This is a genomic window from Thalassospira sp. B30-1, from assembly GCF_015767575.1.
Lineage (GTDB): Bacteria > Pseudomonadota > Alphaproteobacteria > Rhodospirillales > Thalassospiraceae > Thalassospira > Thalassospira xiamenensis.
This window is the reverse complement of sequence record NZ_CP065232.1, coordinates 1,991,265-2,009,649: the sequence shown is the minus strand read 5'-3', so window position 1 is coordinate 2,009,649 and position 18,385 is coordinate 1,991,265. Positions and strand designations below refer to the sequence as shown.

Here is an 18,385-nt window from a genome sequence, read left to right as displayed (position 1 = left end):
CCGCATCAAGTGGCCTTTTTGCATTTTTCAAGCTGGTTGACAACGGCGGCGCAACGCGTATCCGGCAAGCACCAACATCACCAACCCAACCGGCAAGGCCGCCGAATACAGCAAGGTTGACCATCCCGCCCCAGCATATATCGAGCCAGCTGACAATGATGCAATGGCAACAGTACCAAACACCACAAATTCATTGATCGCCTGTACGCGGGCCTGCTCCGCCGGACGATAGTTTTCGGTCAGGAAGGTGGTCGCGCCAACGAACATAAAATTCCATCCAACCCCAAGCAGCACAAGAGACGGCCAGAAATTGCCTATCAAATCCTCTCCGCCCAGACCAAATGCCAGACAGATCAGGTTCAGCACCGCCCCCGCCTGAATGATGCCAAGGGCACCAAACCGGCGGATCAGGTTGCCGGTAAAGAAACCTGGCGCATACATACCCACCACATGCCACTGAATGATGAAGGCGGCATCGCCGAACTCGTAATTGCAATCAAGGATCGCAAGTGGTGTTGCCGTCATGACAAAGCTCATGACCGCATAGCCAAGTGCCCCGGCAATCATTGCAACGATCACGGCAGGTTGCCCTATCACCACTCTGAGCGGACGCGCCGGTTCATCATGCTTGGTGCCGCGCATATCAGGAAGGCGCAACTGGCTGATCGCCAGAACCAGCAGAAATTGAATCCCGATCAGTGCCAGGAAAGTTCCGAGAAATGGCACCGTATCAAACCAGTTGCGTGCAAAACTTGCCAGGTTTGGTCCGACGAAGGCAGCAGCAAGCCCGCCCAGCATGGTCAGTGAAATCGCACGAGAACGGAATTCCGGCGGCGCGGCCTCGGCTGCGGCGAAACGATATTGCATGGCGATGGCATTGGCAGACCCGATGCAGGCGCAAGCTACACACAGCAACCAGAAATTCCCCCAATAGACCGTCCCCATGCCTGCCACGGCACCGACCATGCCGATACCAGATCCGATCCAGAACCCGACACGGCGACCGAACCTGCTCATCATCAATGCCGACGGAGCGGTCGTTGCCATCATTGCAATCATGGTGAATGCAACCGGTAACGTAGAAAGTGATTTATCCGGCGCCAGCGAATAACCGATTACGGCTGCAACCGTAAACAGCAGTGACATCGCGCTCGCCGACAGGGCAACACATAAACTTAAAAACAGAACATTTCGGCGCACTTCGGGACTGGACATATGGGGCGTACTTTCATCAGGCTCTGGCGTGGTGGCGCCGTTTCAATCTGGTGTTTTTGCAAACTACAAGAACAAGGAACTGCTGTAAAATATTAACCGGGTTACGGCTTGCCCTGCTCTCTTTTGATGCTATATTGGCTTTTCAATTAACGGGATAGCATCAATGCACGGCATGGCCGACGATAAATTGATGGAATGCACAATCACCGCATGTCTTTCGGGCAACGCGGCTTTTTGTGTTGTTTCCCCGGTCGCTTTTTTCAAAGAGCGAACTTGACCTCATCCTGAAATTCCTTTTCTTGTGCCTAAAGCCCGCGTAAATATGCGGGTTTGAAAAATGCGCACATGACATTTATGCCCGCAGATAAAGCAGAGTTGAGCCAGACATGATTGCCCTGACCCTTCCGGACGGCGCCGTACGCGAATTTGACGGTCCTGTATCGGGTTTCGATGTTGCCAAAAGCATCAGTCCCTCGCTGGCAAAGAAATCCTTTGCCATCATCGTTAACGGCGAATTGCGCGACCTGTCGCGCGAAATCGATACTGATGCCGCCATCGAAATCGTGACCAAGGGGCACAAGGAAGTTCTGCCGCTGATCCGGCATGACTGCGCCCATGTCATGGCCGAAGCGGTTCAGGAACTCTATCCGGACACGCAGGTCACGATCGGCCCGTCCATCGAAAACGGTTTCTACTATGACTTTGCCCGCAAGACGCCCTTTACGCCGGACGATCTGATCAAGATCGAAAAGCAGATGCACAAGATCGTCGAGCGGAACGAGAAAATCGAACGCGAAGTATGGGATCGTAACGAAGCGATCAAATTCTTCCTCGACAAGGGTGAAGACTATAAGGCCGAGATCATCCGCGATCTTCCGGAAACCGAAACCATCACCTGCTATCGCCAGGGCAATTTCATTGACCTGTGCCGTGGCCCGCATGCCCCGTCGACCGGCAAGATCGGCAAAGCCTTCAAACTGATGAAGGTCGCCGGTGCCTATTGGCGTGGCAACTCGGATAACGAGATGCTGCAACGTATCTATGGTACCTGTTGGGAAACGCAGGAAGACCTTGATGCCTATCTGCACATGCTTGAAGAAGCCGAAAAGCGTGATCATCGCCGCCTTGGCCGCGAAATGGACCTCTTCCACATGCAGGAAGAAGCACAGGGTTCGGTTTTCTGGCACGACAAGGGCCTGAAGCTGTATCGCAAGGTAGAAACATATATCCGTGAACGTCTTGATGCCGAAGGTTATCAGGAAGTGCGCACACCGCAGCTTGTTGACCGTATCCTTTGGGAAAAATCCGGCCACTGGGAAAAGTTCCGCGAGAACATGTTCACCACGACCCCGGATGAAGACGACCCGGAAAAGGTTCTGGCTCTCAAGCCGATGAACTGCCCGTGCCACGTGCAGATTTTCCGTATGGGCAGCAAATCCTATCGTGATCTTCCGCTGCGTATGGCTGAATTTGGCTGCTGCCACCGTAATGAACCGTCCGGCGGCCTGCATGGCATCATGCGTGTGCGTCAGTTCATTCAGGATGACGCGCATATCTTCTGCACCGAAGACCAGATTGTCTCGGAAACCAAGATTTTCTGTGACCTTCTAAAATCGGTTTACAAGGATTTCGGCTTTACCGACATCCTCGTCAAATTCTCGGACCGTCCGGAAGTCCGTGCCGGTTCTGATGAAATCTGGGACAAGGCAGAAGCCGCCCTTCGCGAAGCCGCCGAAGAAGCTGGTCTGACGCTTGAAATTAACCCGGGCGAAGGCGCGTTCTATGGGCCGAAGCTTGAGTTTGTTCTGCGTGATGCGATTGGTCGTGACTGGCAGTGTGGCACGCTTCAGGCCGACTTCGTACTACCTGAACGCCTTGACGCGTCCTATATGGGCGAAGATGGTGAAAAGCACCGTCCGGTCATGCTGCATCGCGCGATCCTTGGCTCGCTCGAACGCTTCATTGGCATTCTGATCGAAAACTATGCCGGCCGCCTGCCGCTTTGGCTGTCACCTGTTCATGCCGTGATCTGCTCGATCACCAACGAAGCCGATAGCTACGCAGAAGACGTCAAAAAAGCACTTCAGGCCAAAGGTTTGAATGTTGAGCTTGACCTTCGAAATGAGAAGATCAGCTACAAGGTTCGCGAACACAGCCACGCGAAAATCCCGCTGATCCTTGCTCTTGGCAAACGCGAAGCAGAGGAAAAAACAGCGTCGGTCCGTCGTCTCGGTTTTCAGCATCAGAAAACCATGGGGATTGATGAGCTGGCCGAAAACATGGCGACCGAAATCCGTGATCGCGTAATCGAAGCCAATTTCTGATCGCCTGCCCACTTCAAGGCAAAACCACAAAGGCCCGCATGTTTTATTGCGGGCCTTTGCATTTTGCGTATTTCAGGACGGCACAGCAGAACCAAAGGTTTCAATACTCGTTTGACAATCGCCAGATAATCCAGGGCTTTGGAATATAGTTCTTTCACCAACTCGTGACTGCACTTAACGCAAAGTTGTGCTAAATCCGAAACTGATCCCAAGCCCCCAACGTATCTGGTGCATATGTTTTTTAAGGAAAAGGTAGCGACAATGAATTCCAAAGGTAAAACCCGTTATTTTATTGCATCGCTGGCAATGACGCTTGCATTGGGTACTGTATCCTCCGCAGCTTTGGCGATGGGCAGCGGCAGCAGTTGGGGCAGCGATACACCCGATCTGTCCGAAGTCGTCGAAATGATTGATGCTGGCAAATACGACACGGCTATCGCAAGCCTTGAAGGCATGCTCGAAGATGATCCGAAAAATGCCGATATCCTTAACTATCTTGCTTATAGTCAGCGGAAATCAGGCGATCTTGAAAGTGCGTCCCAAAACTACGAACGCGCATTGATGATTGATCCGGAACACAAGGGTGCTTTGGAATATCAGGGCGAACTGTTCCTTCAGACCGGAAAGCCCGACATGGCGCTTGAAAACCTTGCGCGACTGGAGAAAGTCTGCGGTATGGATTGCGACGAATACAAAGAGCTGTCAGCAAAAATTCCGCAATAGATTTGCACCGCAAAAAAACCTTCCGAAACTATTCGTTAGGATAGCTTTGCAACACACACATTTATCGCCATGTATTACCCCTCTTGTGGGTAATACATGGAACTGGACTTGGGCATGCCTGACGCTGTGCTGCGGAAAAGTTATACTGTTGTTGTCGTGCGCAGCACAGGACAGCAAATGGACCTGGAAACGCTTTCGGATTATCAAAGCGCGATCAATTCTGCGAAAAACGCATTGACCAACAATAACAATTCCGAAGTTCGCGTTGTCGAAAACAAATATGACGACGCCACAAAACGCGACAAAAAACAGGTTGTGAAAATCCTGACCCGTCAGGAAAGTGGTGCAGGAAATGGCAGCGCGGCAAAATCACGCGCAAAGGATTCCGGCGTCAGCCACGAAGTAGCCAACCAGTTTAGCAAGGGGATCGTCAACATCGTTCTGGCGATTACCGTTCTGGTGCTTCTTGCCGGGATTGTCATCCCATTGATGAACCGCTGATAGTGCATAACACCGCTAATCGTATCGAAACGACGATATCCCGCGAAACGCTGAGATAAATCGATCATCTGTTTTCTCTGACTGCTTGACAGTGTGCCGCCCGGTTGCAAAATTGGTGAAGTCCATGCAATGGACCTTCGGGGGCTCAAAGGGAAATCAGGTGCCAATTGATCAATAAAAGCGCCAAATCCGTCATATCGTCGCGCTGGAAATACGGCTGCCTGACGATTGCACTGTTCGTCCCCCTGCTCTCCGGATGCTCTTCTGACGATATGATGTCGCTGTTTGGCAACGAAACTGGGTCCAAACAAATCAAAATCAGCGATACGGACAGCCAATCGCAAACGGCAATAGCATCTGGCATCGATAGTGCTGCCTGCGGTCTTTTCTTTGATAATGCATCTGCCGGGACAGTTTCGAACCAAGCCCTGAATGACAATGCAGCAGAACCGATATCGCTGCAGGGCAATCCGGCCGATGACCTGCGTCATGCCATGGCACTTGATCTTGCCAACGAACATGCAAAGGCGCGGCGCCTTTATCTCTGGTTGACCGCAGCCGATCCGAATGCCTCAATCTCGATCAATTGCGGTAACGGCATTATGCTAATCGGTACGATCACAAGCCTTGCACAAAAGCGCATTAAGGCGATGGATATCAGCAATCCGGATCTTGCCCGCTCGCGCGAAATTGATGCGGTGGTTGCTTCGGCAATCGTTGCGCCCGGCCCGGAACTTCCCGATCCGCCGACGGTGCAAAGAAATCGCGACTTTTACAAAAACACTGTCGCGCTCGACATTCCGCCCGAGGATTCAACGGCTGCGCGTCCCGCAATGGAAATGGATGTTAGCAGCAATACAGCACGCCTGACCTCTGTTGACCGACCAGCAAGGAAAATTGCTGCACCGTCTGTTGTCCCCCAAACAGAGCAACTAACCGCGGCAACGACACCACCTACGATCAAAGGCGATGCGGTTACGCCAAGCACGTCAAACAAGGCTCTGCTCTCGACAACGCGTCCCATTGAAAGCGGCACGCTGGAACTGGAAGATGAAACACCTGCATCGCAAAGCACCTTGATCGAAGTTCCAATGATGGATGCATTAAATAAAGCCCAAGCTGAAGAGAGCACTGCGGAAATTCCAACCGAGCCAGCAAAGATTGCTGAGGCCCCTGCACCTTCGATCCGTGAACCGGAACCCAAGCCAGAAGCGTCTCAACCGGTTCAAACAAGCAGTTCTTCTTATTACGCGGTGCAATTGGCGGCCTATCGTTCGCGTGAAATGGCTGAATCCCGTTGGTTAAAATTTGAAACCATGGGCAACGGCATCCTTCGTGGCACAAGCCACGAGGTCCAAAGCATTGCGATTGAAGGTCAAGGTCTGTTTTTCCGTCTTATGACCGGACAGTACTCCAGCCAGTCCGAAGCACAATCAGCGTGTAGCGGCCTGAAACGCGCCGGAATTGACTGTCTGATCCGTCACATAAAACTCTGAAATCACATCTTCGGAAAAAGCTTCAGGGTTTTGACTTATCGTCGGGTGGCATACCCACCCCGGATGCTTTACCTGCCCAGTGACCGAATGACCGGTGCCTATGAAGCGCTTCCGGCCTTGTCTTGCGGCCATGCCTGCGAAGAAACCCCGGCAGGCGCTTCAGAACCGCCTCGATTCTGGTGTTATGCCGGTAATATCGCCAACGCAAATACTGGATGAAACGCCTTGTGCGTTTTGACCCAGCCGCCAGCATCGGGATGCCAATCGCAATAAAAACCATCCCGAAAAATGGTGGCGGCAGAGGCAGGAATACGAACCCGATGAACAGGTTGATTACACCGCCACCAATCAGCAAGGATGATTTCAAATGTCTTGCGCGTCGCAAATCAGCGGCTTCCAGCGATAATGACATGCAGTATTCTTATTATCGCGTCCCGCACGGCCCTTACCAAAAGAATGTTCAAAGACAATTTACCGTGAAGGCAATTGCCAAAGTGTCGATCTGGGTTAAATTGCAGGTCAGTCCATCAACACAAGTCAGGTTTTGACATGTTCTCTTCGATCGCCCCAGAAAAAGTCTCTATCCCGTCTGCCGAAACCGCCCTGCCCGGTCGCGCCGAGAAATTACAGGTCGCAGACCGTCACGCGGTTACCGGAAATCCGATGACCGGCCCGTTTCCCGACAACCTTGAAACAGCTGTCTTTGGCATGGGCTGCTTCTGGGGGGCGGAGCGTCTTTTCTGGAAACAGGATGGCGTCTTTACCACAGCAGCAGGTTACGCGGGTGGCCACACTGAAAACCCCACATATCGCGAGGTTTGCAGCGGCATGACGGGCCATGCGGAAGTTGTGCAGATCGTCTTTGATCCGACAGTGATATCCTATCAGGCATTGCTGCGCCTGTTCTGGGAAAATCATGACCCGACCCAGGGAATGCGCCAAGGGAATGATATCGGCACACAGTACCGGTCGGTAATCTATACCCTGAACGACACACAGAAAGAAGCCGCCGAGACGTCGAGAAAACAATATCTTGATGCGCTCAAATCCGCCGGGCGCAATGCCATCACAACCGAAATCAAAGACGCCCCGCCATTCTTCTATGCAGAAGACTTCCATCAGCAGTATCTGCACAAGAACCCGGATGGTTACTGCGGCCTTGGCGGAACCGGCATTTCGTGCCCGGGATTATAAAACGCAATACAAAGTTTAATGATCAGCCTGCATGAACATCAATGCGGGCTGATCATCTTACACCGGTTTGCCGCCATATTCACGGCTAAGATCTGCACAAACCCGCCGGACTTTCAATCCGAACTGTTCAATCCGTTCGTTCGGTATGCGGGCAGCGGGGCCCGACAAGGATAGTGCCGCAATCGGCAGTCCTGTCTCATCACGTACAACGCCAGCAACACAGCGCAGGCCAATGGCATGTTCTTCATCGTCAAGTGCGTATCCACGCTGCCTTGACCGGTTCAGATCACTTTTCAGCGTATCGGCACTGATCAGTGTACGTTCGGTGATTTTTGGCAGACCATGCTGCGTGATTACCGCATTCACCTCTTCATCAGGCAGAAATGCAAGCAGCGCCTTCCCCACACCCGAGCAATGCATCAGCGCCCGGCGGCCTGGCGTTACCAATGCCCGCATCATCTTGCGACATTCCACCTGCGACAGGAAAATAACTTCGCCGCCATCAGCCACAGCCAGATTGACCGTTTCGCCACTGTCTTCCATCAAGGCGCGCATATAGGGGCGCGCGATCTGGCTAAGATTACGGTTTTTCGTAAAGGCATTACCCACACTGAACGCCTGCACACCAATCGACCACAGCGTTCGTTCACCATCGAATGTGACATAGCGTTCATGCTGCATCGTCGTCAATAACCGGTGCACGGTAGAGGGCGGCAAATGCACCTGATGGGCGATTTCGGTCAAGGTCATCCCGTACTCGCTATCCGCAAGCGTGTTCAGAATGCTGATTGCCCTTACCAATGACTGAACCTGCTGCATGCAGATCATCCTTCCGGTCACAGGCTTTGAAGCCTTGGGAACTGATATATTGTAATATTATGGGATCGGCTTCAGACACGCACGGACTTTTCGCGCATCCAGACCAAAGTGGAATAAGCGATCAAATAAACTGTCGCTGCCGCGAAGCTAAGCAATGTACCAACATTAATACCCCAAACCGGATACGTGAACGTCACCGCAAGAATATAAATCCAAAGCGATCCCATACCTCTTGGGAAGTTACGGATTACCGTGTGCAATGGACCAATGCCATAAGATGCATGCAGGATCAGCATCATCGGATAAAGCGTCACCGGGAACCCTGAAAAAAGCCCGGCCCATTTCGGTCCGATCCATGCCGCAATACCGCTGATGCCAAGAACAATCAGTGCGGCAAGAACAGCTCTAAACAGCACGATGCGTCGGGTCAATCGCACCCGGTTCAATATGCGAACATTCTCGATCCCCCGAAACAGTATCAGAGCGACGATCATGGCAGCCAACAGGGTAACGGCACCTGAAATCCGGGTAAACTGGATCTGCTGGCAAATCCATGAAACGAACATGAATGCGCCAAAGGCCGCGACGGAACTTGCCGGTATCTGCAATATCATCCGGCGGTCTGACAACAACCGTGACGTCAGGTAATAGGCATATAGAAAGGCAAGTGTTGCGATCAGCCCCGGCAGGGCATAGACGGCGCTTTCTGTCGCAAACACAACGCCCTGCTCCAGCCCGATGAAATACAGCAGGATCGCCGTTCCAAGCGGGTATCCGGAAAGCACCCCGGCGGCACGCGGGCCTGTACGCTCCGCAAGGATGGATAACCCCAGCACAACAGAAATTGATACTGCAAGCTTGGCAAACAGCAACGTCAAGGTAACCTCCCGCGGCTTATTTTAACAATTCATCGATGAATTGTCGTGATATTATATTTTACCGCTATCTCCTTTTTCCAGCCTGCGCAAGCAGGAACCAATTTTAGGATGTTTCACGAACACCAGGCGCATAAGCAAAAAAGCGAGCCCCGACGGTGCCCGCTTTTCTGGTTGCTATGCTTTACTTGGTCTGGCTTTGCTGCCGACCGCCCCTATGACGCCATTGAAAGCTTTGCCCCCGGCTTATCAACTGCTTTGGTGGCATTTCGGGGCTGTTGAACAATCACCCCGCGCCAACCAAGCCCCTTATATGTCTCATAACCGGGCGTTAGCGCATAAGCGACCAGTGACCCATCCGCCAACAGATAGGAACCACGATTGGGGTCCTTGACCTCCAACCGGATCTGCTCGCTCAAGACGCCCTGATTATCGGACGCCGCGATGATGCGATTTTGCGAGTCAATCAGCATTACACGCGTGCGTGCACGCTCTTCGTCGCTGAAGTTCAATGCCTTTACCACCATCGGTGCCTGGTTTTCCCAATCAAAGAAAACCCCCATAACACCGATAACGTCGCCTTTTGCCTTACCGCCCCGTCGAACAGCCGTCGCATAGGTCGCCGTAGCCGCGTTATTTAGCAGCTCATTGTGCGCGATATCCGCAACCGCATACGCCCCGCCATCCCGGCATCGCATGGCTTCGCGGAACCACGGCATGTGACCGATATCTGTACCGACAAGACGGTATTTATCCGGACGCCCGGTGGCAATGATCCGGCCGTTACAATCCGCAATCCAAAGGTCAAGATAGACGGTATAGGAATCAAGGATCACGCCAAGGCGCTGCGATGTCTGGCTGGCGATTTCACCGTTGTCCGGGTTCTCGCAAACATCAACAACCGCGGCGTCTGTGGCCCACCATCGAACATCACAAGACCGCTCAAACAGGTTTCGGTCCATAAGCTCGACAACATATCGTGACAGGTCGGCAAAGCGGTCGCCACGCGCCGTTTGCGCCGTTCGCTCAAGATCAAGCGCCAGACTTTCAAACATATGTTCGAGTTCTTCGGTAATGACGGTTACGCGCTGCGAGATTTCCTTAACCTCGTTGGCAACGACACCAAACCCGCGGCCTACTTCCCCCGCACGTGCTGCTTCGATCAACGCATTCAGCGCCAATGTCCGCGTCGCCCGGGTTACACCTTTTATTTCTGTGATCTTCTCATTGGCAAGTTGCGACATCTCTGTCGCCACCTGCAAAATTCGTTCGGGCATTCCCGCAAGCTCCCCTTGCAAAATTTGGTTTCACCCCGTGTTGATGCTTTTTTTTTATGCATCATTCTTAAGCGTGCAATTTATATGCAATTCATGCCCGATTGGTTAATGAAAAAATGCTTACATAGTGCGTTTGAGATAATTTTCCCGATTAAATCACGCCAAAAGAAAAAGGGCAGGAAATTTCCCGCCCTAAAATTCAACCTGATGAACACAAAATTACCGCATCAATCACACCAGAACGTCATTCAAATCTTGGCAAAGTGGATAACGGCATCAGACAGCAGTTTTAAACCGGTAATAAACAGCAAGGTGTAGCACACCCGATAAAACAGCTTTTCATTGACCTTGTCATGCGCCCAAAGCCCCAGCCACGTCCCGAAAAGCGCCACCGGAACCAGAACAAGCGCGGTTCCGAAATTGGCACCACCGAATTGCCCCAGATACCAGTACGGAATCAGCTTCACATAATTGACAACGATGAAGAACATGACGGTCGTACCGACGAAAACCGTTTTGTCCATTCGCTGCGGCAACAGGAATACAGAAACCGGCGGACCACCAGCATGCGCGACAAAGCTCGTAAAACCGGCAATGGTCCCCCAAAACGATCCCATGCCCCAATTGGCAGGCTTGACTTCATCACCACGCTTCTTTCCACGAAACCAGTGATCAAGTGTAAAGCCGATGGCAATGAGGGCGATAATCAGCTTCACTGCATATTCATTCAGATAGCTGAACGATAATGTACCGACCAGGATACCAAGAAGTGCGGCAGGTATCAGGATCATCATATTGCGACGATCCCAGTTCTTCTGGTATGCCCAGACATTGGCAATATCCATCAGACACAATATCGGCAACATAATTGCCGCCGCCGCCTGCGGCGATAACGCCAATGCCATCAGTGGCACTGCCATAACACCAAGCCCACCCCCAAACCCGCTTTTTGACACACCAGCAATCAAAACTGCCGGAATTGCGACAAGGTAAAAGAAGGGATCGGTGATAATTTCCATAAAATCGTCCTACGGAAGGTGATCGTCTCGTGTAAAACCTGAGCGGTAGATTACTTTTCGGTCAAACGCGGCATCAGTTCGACGAAGTTGCATGGACGGTGACGAATGTCGAGTTGATAGAACAGGATATCATCCCAGGCATCCTTGCACGCACCATTCGACCCAGGCAGGGCAAACATGTAAGTTCCACAAGATACGCCAGCGGTTGCACGCGATTGAACAGTCGATGTGCCAATCTTGGCATATGACAGCCAGCGAAACAGCTCGCCAAACCCGGGGATCTCCTTGTCATAAACCTTCTGATGGGCCTCTGTCGTAACATCGCGCCCGGTCACACCAGTCCCGCCCGTACTGATGATCACGTCAACCTTCGGATCATCGCACCACTGCCGGAGCTGCGAGACAATCGTGTCGAAATCATCCTTTACGATAGTCCGCGCCGCGACCTTGTGACCTTTGGCTTCGATCCGATCAGCAAGAATCTGGCCAGAGGTATCATTCCCCAGCGTTCTGGTATCGCTCACCGTCAGAACAGCAATATTTACAGATACAAACGGGCGATTTTCATCGATTCTGGACATGCTATCAACTCCGGATGGTGGCTTCATTTCCGACAGAGTAGTCAGCATGCAGACAAGCGCAAGCCGTTTCGAAATACCGCACCGCACAACACACCCTCAGCACATCACAATCGAACAAAAGATCGCAAATTTTGGTTATTTAATTACCGAAAAACGCTTGAATTTCCCGGACCCGATCACCCTCCATTCAAAAAACTGGCAACAAACCCAATAAAATTAATGTTAATTTTCATAACACTAAGAAGAAAACCTGAAACTCTTAAACTTGACTTTCAGCAAGATAGTTCACACTTCGCCCACTCTGCCCCATGACTTTTCTTGCCGTGCAACATAATTCACCGTAAAAAAGTGGTAGGGAGATACCGATTTGAGCCTTAAAAATGGTCGGTAATTGCAAGAAAACAGGCAGGAAACAAAGGATCCATCATGAGCGATTTGCTTTGGCAGCCCAGTCCAGCGCGCGTTGAAAACGCCAATGTCACCCGGTTCCGCAACTGGGTGAACGAAAAGCACAGCCTGAAACTGGACAGCTTCCACGCGCTCTATGACTGGTCGGTTGCCAGCAAGGAAGATTTCTGGCCCGCAATTATCGACTATGTCGGTCTGAAGGCAGAAAGCTGGGGTGACTCAGTACTTGTTGACGGCTACAAAATGCCCGGTGCAAAGTTCTTCCCGAATGCCCGACTGAATTTTTCAGAAAACCTGCTGGTCCGTGATGACGACACCGACGCGCTCGTTTTCTGGGGGGAAGACAAGGTCAAAACCCGTATCTCATGGTGCGACCTGAATATCGCGGTATCGAAATTCTCGCAGGCACTTCGCGCCGAAGGCATCAAAAAGGGTGATCGCGTATGCGGATACATGCCCAACATGGTCGAAACCGTGATCGCAATGCTGGGTACAGCCGCAATCGGTGCCACTTGGTCATCGGCCTCCCCCGACTTCGGGGTTCAGGGCGTCGTTGACAGGTTCGGCCAGATCGAACCCAAATTGATGATTACGGTTGACGGCTATCACTATAATGGCAAAAGCCACGACATTCGCGAAAAAGTCCGCGATGTTGTCGACAGGATCACGACGATCCAGAAAGTTGTCATCGTCAAATATGCCTTTGATGGCACCAACACGACCGGCATTCGCAATGGCGTTTCCTACGATAATTTCCTAGCCCCCTTCAGTCCGGAAAAGATCGTATTTGAACAGGTCGAATTCAATCACCCGCTTTATGTGATGTTTTCGTCCGGCACGACAGGCAAACCGAAATGCATTGTGCATGGCGCTGGCGGAACGCTTCTTAAACAGGTTTCCGAACATGTCCTGCATTGCGATGTGGTGCCCGGCGATCGGGTATTCTACTTCACCACGTGTGGCTGGATGATGTGGAACTGGTTGATGGGCGGCCTTGCGGCTGGGGCGACACTGCTGCTTTACGATGGATCGCCGTTCTACCCCAGCGGAAATATATTGTTTGACTATGCCGATGCCGAGGGCATGACCCTGTTCGGGACATCGGCCAAATATATCGATGCATTGGCAAAGGCCGAACTTAAACCACGGGAAACCCATGATCTATCGACGGTGCGTGCCATGACATCCACCGGATCGCCTCTGGCCCCCGAAAGTTTCGATTATGTCTATCGCGATATAAAATCCGATATCCATCTGGCCTCCATCTCTGGCGGGACCGACATTCTGGGCTGCTTTGTTCTTGCTTGTCCGGTCTTACCGGTGAAGCGCGGCATCATTCAGACCCGCGCACTGGGTCTTGCCGTTGATGTTTTTGACGATGACGGCAAATCAATCCGCAATCAAAAGGGCGAACTGGTCTGCACCGCCCCCTTCCCCTCCATGCCGATCGGTTTCTGGAATGACCCCGATGGCGCACGCTATAAAGAAGCCTATTTCAACCGTTTCGATAACATCTGGTGCCACGGCGACTATGTAGAGCTTGACGATGACGGCGGTATGGTCATCTACGGCCGATCAGACGCGACGCTTAACCCGGGCGGTGTCCGGATCGGCACCGCCGAGATTTATCGTCAGGTCGAAAAGCTCCCCGAAATTCAAGAATCCATCGTTATCGGTCAGGAATGGGATAACGATGTTCGGGTCATCCTTTTCGTTGTGCTGCGCGAAAAATATCAGCTGGACGAACTTCTGATCGACCGTATACGCAAACAGATCAGGAACAATTGTACGCCCCGTCACGTCCCGGCAAAGATCATTGCCGTGGCCGATATTCCCCGCACAAAGTCCGGAAAAATCACCGAACTGGCCGTCCGGGATGTTGTGCATGGGCGCCCGGTGAAGAATCAGGAAGCACTCGCAAACCCTACAGCACTTGAACTTTTTTCCAATTTACCGGAACTGCGCAGCTAGGCCGAGACGTCCGGCTCAAAACATCAAACCCCCGTCGCGTGATCGACGGGGCTTTCGTTTTTGCAAAAGATTAATCAGAACCATAAAGCGTGCCGATTTGATTTCAGCGCACATCGCAAGTCGATTCCGCGCCGCAACAGAGTTTATTTTTTGAGCAACAGTTACATTTGGTCAAAAAATACTCATTTCATTGCTGACAACAAAAAAATTTTGAGATTTGTTGCTTTTCAGAACCTGACCATTCGAACAGGTTTTTAACCTTTTGAAATATGGCGTTTTTTAACAGCAAAAAGGCTCTGTAGTCGTCAAAACAACGTTTTTCAGTACATCACCAAAGCGAGGAAATGGCGTAAATTTGAAGAACAAGCCCCCAGCGTAAAATTTTTCAGGCTTGACACATACCAGCCGAAAATTTCTTAATTTGGTGGTCCGATAAAAACAGGACAGTAGGATATGCTGCTCTGGCATATCCAGGGTGGCATAAAAGTTACCAAAGCCATAAAGAATGCTTTGCTAATGAGGGAGCTCATCTAATGAAAATCAAAACGATCCTGGCCGCTGGCGCAATGTCTGTTGCAGCCATCGCCGCAAACAATGCCCACGCGGGCGCTGTGCTTGACGGCATCAAGGCTAAAGGTTTCGTTCAGTGTGGCGTGAACACCGGTCTTCCGGGTTTCTCCGCTGCCAACGCCGAAGGCAAATGGGAAGGTATTGACGTTGACGTTTGCCGTGGCATTGCTGCTGCACTTCTGGGCGACGCTAATAAAGTTCAGTACACCCCGTTGACCGCTGCGCAGCGTTTCACCGCTCTGCAGTCTGGCGAAATCGACATCCTTTCGCGTAACACCACAGCGACCCTGACGCGCGACGTCAAGCTTGGCCTGACCTTCCTTGGTATCAACTACTATGATGGCCAGGGCTTCCTGATTCCGAAAGCCCTGGGCGTATCCAGCGCAACGGAACTTGACGGCGCAACCGTTTGCGTCGAGCCGGGCACCACCACCGAACTCAACCTGGCTGATTACTTCCGTGCCAAAGGCATGAGCTTCGAGCCGGTCGTTATCGAAAACATCAACGAAGCAACCGCTGCCTTCTTCTCTGGCCGTTGCGACGTTTACACCACTGACGCATCGGGCCTTGCCTCGATCCGTACCACCATGGCGCCGAACCCGGACGACTATATGATTCTTCCGGAAATCATTTCCAAAGAACCGCTTGGACCGGCTGTCGCACAGGGTGACGAACAGTGGGCTGATATCGGTCGCTGGGCTCTTGCCGCCATGATCGAAGCCGAAGAGTACGGCGTCACGATGGCAAATGTTGACGAAATGAAGAGCAGCACCAACCCCGGCATCCAGCGTCTTCTAGGCGTTTCCCCGGGCATGGGTGAAGCTCTTGGTCTTGACGAAGAGTGGGCATACCGCATCATCAAGCAGGTTGGTAACTATGGCGAAAGCTATGAGAAAAACGTTACCGCGAAACTGGGTGTCGAGCGCGGCCTGAACGCTCTCTGGACCGATGGTGGTCTGCAATATGCTTGGCCGGTTCGCTAATATCTAGCGTCGGCTGAAAATCGCCTAACGAAGCTCCGCCCCACTGCCTGAACGCATGGGCGGAGCTTTTCGTTAAGGCCACTTACATTGGATACAATCTACACCTGAGGGTCAGATGAGTAAGACTCAAAATGCCCCGGGGGGTGTTCGTTCCAAGACCGTCGTCGATTACCTGAATGACGAGAATGTTCGCGCAATACTGTATCAAATCATTGCGATCGGACTTGTCATATTGGCGGGCTGGTATCTGGTTTCCAATACGCTGGTAAACCTGGAACGACAAAACATCTCAACCGGTTATGGCTTCCTTGATCTCGAAGCTTCGTTCGAAATCAGTGAAAGCATGGTCCAGTACAGTGCACAAAGCAGCTATGCAACCGCACTGTTGGTTGGCCTTCTGAACACCGTAAAGGTGTCTTTACTCGGAATTATCCTGTGTACCATTATTGGTACCATTTTCGGGATTGCGCGCCTGTCGTCGAACTGGATCGTTCGGAAACTGGCGACTGTTTACGTGGAAATTTTCCGGAATATCCCGGTCCTGTTGCAACTTTTCTTCTGGTATGCCGTCATTCCGAACGCGTTCCCGCATCCGCGCGACGCATTCGAACCCCTGCCCGGCGTCCTGCTGACGTCACGTGGCATGTATATGCCGGTTCCGGTTGCCGATAATGCCTATACTCTGATGGGGATAGCTGCGATTATCGCCTTCGTTGCCATCTTTCTTATCAAAAAATGGGCCAAAAAACGCCAGGATGAAACCGGTCAGCCATTCCCGGTATTTCTTGTCGGAACGGGCATTTTTGTCGGCCTGGTCTTTATTGCCTATCTGATCGGCGGTGCGCCGACCGATATGGACATACCGGAACTCAAAGGCTTCAACATCCGTGGTGGCACAAATGTTTCACCCGAATTCCTTGCCGTGCTCATTGGCCTGACGGTTTACACGTCAACCTATGTTGCCGAAGTTGTCCGGTCCGGTATTCAGGCCGTCCCTCACGGCCAGTGGGAAGCTGCCGATAGTCTTGGCATCAAGCGTTCGGTTGCCCTTCGCAAGGTGATCCTGCCGCAATCCATGCGCGTCGCCATTCCGCCACTGACCAACCAGTATCTGAACCTGACCAAAAACAGCTCGCTTGCTGTCGCGGTCGGCTATCCCGATCTGGTGTCGGTATCAAATACGACCATGAACCAGACCGGTCAGGCGATCGAGGCAATCTCGATCTTCATGTCGATCTATCTTGGTCTGTCCTTGTTGACCTCGCTCTTTATGAACTGGTTCAACAAGAAAATGGCACTGGTGGAGAGGTAAGATGGCAGATAAGGCAAAATTACCTCCGCTTCCTACAGGCACTTTTTCTGCCCGTGCAGTTACATGGTCAAAAAAGAACCTGTTTGACGGTTGGTTCAACACCCTCCTGACACTAGGCTCCATCGCATTCCTTGTGTGGCTTATTCCGCCACTCGTGAACTGGGGGATCATCAATGCAACGCTGACGCCCTCCATCGAAGGTTGTGCCGAAGTCACCGGCGCATGCTGGGGCTTTGTAAACGCCAACTTGCGTCTCATTCTGTTTGGAACCTATCCGTACGACGAACAATGGCGTCCGCTTTTGGCAATGATTGTCCTGATGGGCATCATTTGCTTCAGCCTTGGCGGGGTTAAATATCCTTCCTTCCGCAAGGCAATCATCCCGATGTGGGTGATCGGAGTTCCGATCATTGCCATCCTGATGTGGGGCGGTGCACTTGGCCTGACCTATGTGCAGAACAGCTATTGGGGCGGACTTCCGCTGACTCTGATCCTGTCGGCGATCGGCATCATCTTTGCCTTCCCGCTGGGCTTGCTTCTGGCACTGGGACGTCAGTCGAATATGCCTGCGATCAAGACGATCTCGGTTGTCTATATTGAAGTGATCCGTGGTGTGCCGCTGATTACGGTTCTGTTCATGGCATCTGTCATGTTCCCGCTGTTTCTTCCGGACGGTGTGACCATCGACAAACTGCTGCGCGCGCAGATCGGTATCATTCTGTTTACCGCGGCCTATCTTGCCGAGGTGTTCCGTGGCGGTCTCCAGGCTGTGCCGCGGGGCCAGTTCGAAGCCGGCGACAGCCTTGGCCTGTCCTATTGGCAGTCCATGCGCCTGATCATCCTGCCGCAGGCTTTGCGTCTGGTAATCCCACCGACCGTGAACAGCTTCATTTCGATGCTCAAGGATACGACACTGGTGGTCATCATCGGTCTGTTCGACTTCCTTGGCACCGTCAAGCTGGCACTGCGTAGCGACCCGGCATGGACGAAATACTACGTCGAGGGTTATGCCTTCGCCTCGGCAATTTTCTTCCTGATCTGTTTCTCCATGGCCAAATATTCGGCCTATCTTGAAAAAGAGCTCCGCAAGGGCGAGCAACGGTAAGGAGAGAGGAAA

General features: G+C 52.1%; 16 protein-coding genes. 10 read left to right on the top strand and 6 right to left on the bottom strand.

What is annotated here, in order from left to right:
- Positions 1–27: 27 nt before the first annotated feature.
- Positions 28–1,215 (bottom strand): MFS transporter, encoded by a 1,188-nt coding sequence (locus IT971_RS09725; RefSeq protein ID WP_063094032.1) that lies wholly within the window; start codon positions 1,213–1,215, stop codon positions 28–30.
- Between the two features lie 386 nt (positions 1,216–1,601).
- On the opposite strand from IT971_RS09725, the gene thrS reads away from it, so the two are divergent.
- The 6 genes from thrS (at position 1,602) to msrA (ending at position 7,453) form a co-directional block, all read left to right on the top strand.
- Complete coding sequence (gene thrS / locus IT971_RS09720) at positions 1,602–3,539, top strand: threonine--tRNA ligase (RefSeq protein ID WP_063094030.1); 1,938 nt, start codon at positions 1,602–1,604, stop codon at positions 3,537–3,539.
- Between the two features lie 261 nt (positions 3,540–3,800).
- Positions 3,801–4,262: a tetratricopeptide repeat protein gene (locus tag IT971_RS09715; RefSeq protein ID WP_063094028.1), complete on the top strand. Its 462-nt coding sequence runs from the start codon at positions 3,801–3,803 to the stop codon at positions 4,260–4,262.
- Positions 4,263–4,439: 177 nt separating this feature from the next.
- A complete protein-coding gene (locus IT971_RS09710; protein ID WP_223305090.1) occupies positions 4,440–4,763 on the top strand; it encodes a hypothetical protein in 324 nt (107 codons plus the stop codon).
- Between the two features lie 494 nt (positions 4,764–5,257).
- Positions 5,258–6,259 (top strand): SPOR domain-containing protein, encoded by a 1,002-nt coding sequence (locus IT971_RS09705; RefSeq protein ID WP_158526657.1) that lies wholly within the window; start codon positions 5,258–5,260, stop codon positions 6,257–6,259.
- A gap of 215 nt (positions 6,260–6,474) precedes the next feature.
- Complete coding sequence (locus IT971_RS09700) at positions 6,475–6,807, top strand: hypothetical protein (RefSeq protein ID WP_063114500.1); 333 nt, start codon at positions 6,475–6,477, stop codon at positions 6,805–6,807.
- 1 nt (position 6,808) lies between these two features.
- Positions 6,809–7,453, top strand: coding sequence for a peptide-methionine (S)-S-oxide reductase MsrA (gene msrA / locus IT971_RS09695; RefSeq protein ID WP_063094020.1), 645 nt, complete (start codon positions 6,809–6,811; stop codon positions 7,451–7,453).
- A 57-nt stretch (positions 7,454–7,510) separates the two neighbouring features.
- Here msrA and IT971_RS09690 read toward each other — a convergent pair whose 3' ends face one another.
- From IT971_RS09690 to moaB, 5 genes are all read right to left on the bottom strand, one after another.
- The gene (locus IT971_RS09690; protein WP_007092152.1) at positions 7,511–8,272 is read right to left on the bottom strand and encodes an IclR family transcriptional regulator; all 762 of its coding nucleotides are present in this window, start codon (positions 8,270–8,272) and stop codon (positions 7,511–7,513) included.
- 71 nt (positions 8,273–8,343) lie between these two features.
- Positions 8,344–9,150, bottom strand: coding sequence for a hypothetical protein (locus tag IT971_RS09685; RefSeq protein WP_007092151.1), 807 nt, complete (start codon positions 9,148–9,150; stop codon positions 8,344–8,346).
- Positions 9,151–9,362: 212 nt separating this feature from the next.
- Complete coding sequence (locus IT971_RS09680) at positions 9,363–10,424, bottom strand: methyl-accepting chemotaxis protein (protein WP_063094018.1); 1,062 nt, start codon at positions 10,422–10,424, stop codon at positions 9,363–9,365.
- Positions 10,425–10,672: 248 nt separating this feature from the next.
- Complete coding sequence (locus tag IT971_RS09675; protein ID WP_063094016.1) at positions 10,673–11,443, bottom strand: sulfite exporter TauE/SafE family protein; 771 nt, start codon at positions 11,441–11,443, stop codon at positions 10,673–10,675.
- 50 nt (positions 11,444–11,493) lie between these two features.
- The gene (gene moaB / locus IT971_RS09670; RefSeq protein WP_007092148.1) at positions 11,494–12,024 is read right to left on the bottom strand and encodes a molybdenum cofactor biosynthesis protein B; all 531 of its coding nucleotides are present in this window, start codon (positions 12,022–12,024) and stop codon (positions 11,494–11,496) included.
- A gap of 426 nt (positions 12,025–12,450) precedes the next feature.
- Here moaB and IT971_RS09665 point away from each other — a divergent pair, with 426 nt between their 5' ends.
- From IT971_RS09665 to IT971_RS09650, 4 genes are all read left to right on the top strand, one after another.
- Entirely contained in the window at positions 12,451–14,403 is a 1,953-nt protein-coding gene (locus tag IT971_RS09665; protein ID WP_007092147.1) for an acetoacetate--CoA ligase, read from the top strand.
- Between the two features lie 533 nt (positions 14,404–14,936).
- On the top strand, positions 14,937–15,956 hold the full coding sequence (locus IT971_RS09660) for an amino acid ABC transporter substrate-binding protein (protein ID WP_007092146.1): 1,020 nt from the start codon (positions 14,937–14,939) through the stop codon (positions 15,954–15,956).
- Positions 15,957–16,071: 115 nt separating this feature from the next.
- A complete protein-coding gene (locus IT971_RS09655) occupies positions 16,072–17,268 on the top strand; it encodes an amino acid ABC transporter permease (protein WP_007092145.1) in 1,197 nt (398 codons plus the stop codon).
- Between the two features lies 1 nt (position 17,269).
- Positions 17,270–18,373: an amino acid ABC transporter permease gene (locus IT971_RS09650; RefSeq protein ID WP_007092144.1), complete on the top strand. Its 1,104-nt coding sequence runs from the start codon at positions 17,270–17,272 to the stop codon at positions 18,371–18,373.
- Positions 18,374–18,385: the final 12 nt, after the last annotated feature.

What these genes read in the sequence shown, in the direction of transcription:
- moaB (WP_007092148.1), bottom strand. Translation starts at nt 12,024, where the DNA reads ATGTCCAGAATCGATGAAAATCGCCCGTTTGTATCTGTAAATATTGCT.
- IT971_RS09660 (WP_007092146.1), top strand. Translation starts at nt 14,937, where the DNA reads ATGAAAATCAAAACGATCCTGGCCGCTGGCGCAATGTCTGTTGCAGCC.
- IT971_RS09650 (WP_007092144.1), top strand. Translation starts at nt 17,270, where the DNA reads ATGGCAGATAAGGCAAAATTACCTCCGCTTCCTACAGGCACTTTTTCT.
- msrA (WP_063094020.1), top strand. Translation starts at nt 6,809, where the DNA reads ATGTTCTCTTCGATCGCCCCAGAAAAAGTCTCTATCCCGTCTGCCGAA.
- IT971_RS09655 (WP_007092145.1), top strand. Translation starts at nt 16,072, where the DNA reads ATGAGTAAGACTCAAAATGCCCCGGGGGGTGTTCGTTCCAAGACCGTC.
- IT971_RS09680 (WP_063094018.1), bottom strand. Translation starts at nt 10,424, where the DNA reads ATGCCCGAACGAATTTTGCAGGTGGCGACAGAGATGTCGCAACTTGCC.
- IT971_RS09715 (WP_063094028.1), top strand. Translation starts at nt 3,801, where the DNA reads ATGAATTCCAAAGGTAAAACCCGTTATTTTATTGCATCGCTGGCAATG.
- IT971_RS09700 (WP_063114500.1), top strand. Translation starts at nt 6,475, where the DNA reads ATGAAACGCCTTGTGCGTTTTGACCCAGCCGCCAGCATCGGGATGCCA.
- IT971_RS09665 (WP_007092147.1), top strand. Translation starts at nt 12,451, where the DNA reads ATGAGCGATTTGCTTTGGCAGCCCAGTCCAGCGCGCGTTGAAAACGCC.
- IT971_RS09690 (WP_007092152.1), bottom strand. Translation starts at nt 8,272, where the DNA reads ATGCAGCAGGTTCAGTCATTGGTAAGGGCAATCAGCATTCTGAACACG.
- IT971_RS09675 (WP_063094016.1), bottom strand. Translation starts at nt 11,443, where the DNA reads ATGGAAATTATCACCGATCCCTTCTTTTACCTTGTCGCAATTCCGGCA.
- IT971_RS09725 (WP_063094032.1), bottom strand. Translation starts at nt 1,215, where the DNA reads ATGTCCAGTCCCGAAGTGCGCCGAAATGTTCTGTTTTTAAGTTTATGT.
- IT971_RS09705 (WP_158526657.1), top strand. Translation starts at nt 5,258, where the DNA reads ATGGCACTTGATCTTGCCAACGAACATGCAAAGGCGCGGCGCCTTTAT.
- IT971_RS09710 (WP_223305090.1), top strand. Translation starts at nt 4,440, where the DNA reads ATGGACCTGGAAACGCTTTCGGATTATCAAAGCGCGATCAATTCTGCG.
- thrS (WP_063094030.1), top strand. Translation starts at nt 1,602, where the DNA reads ATGATTGCCCTGACCCTTCCGGACGGCGCCGTACGCGAATTTGACGGT.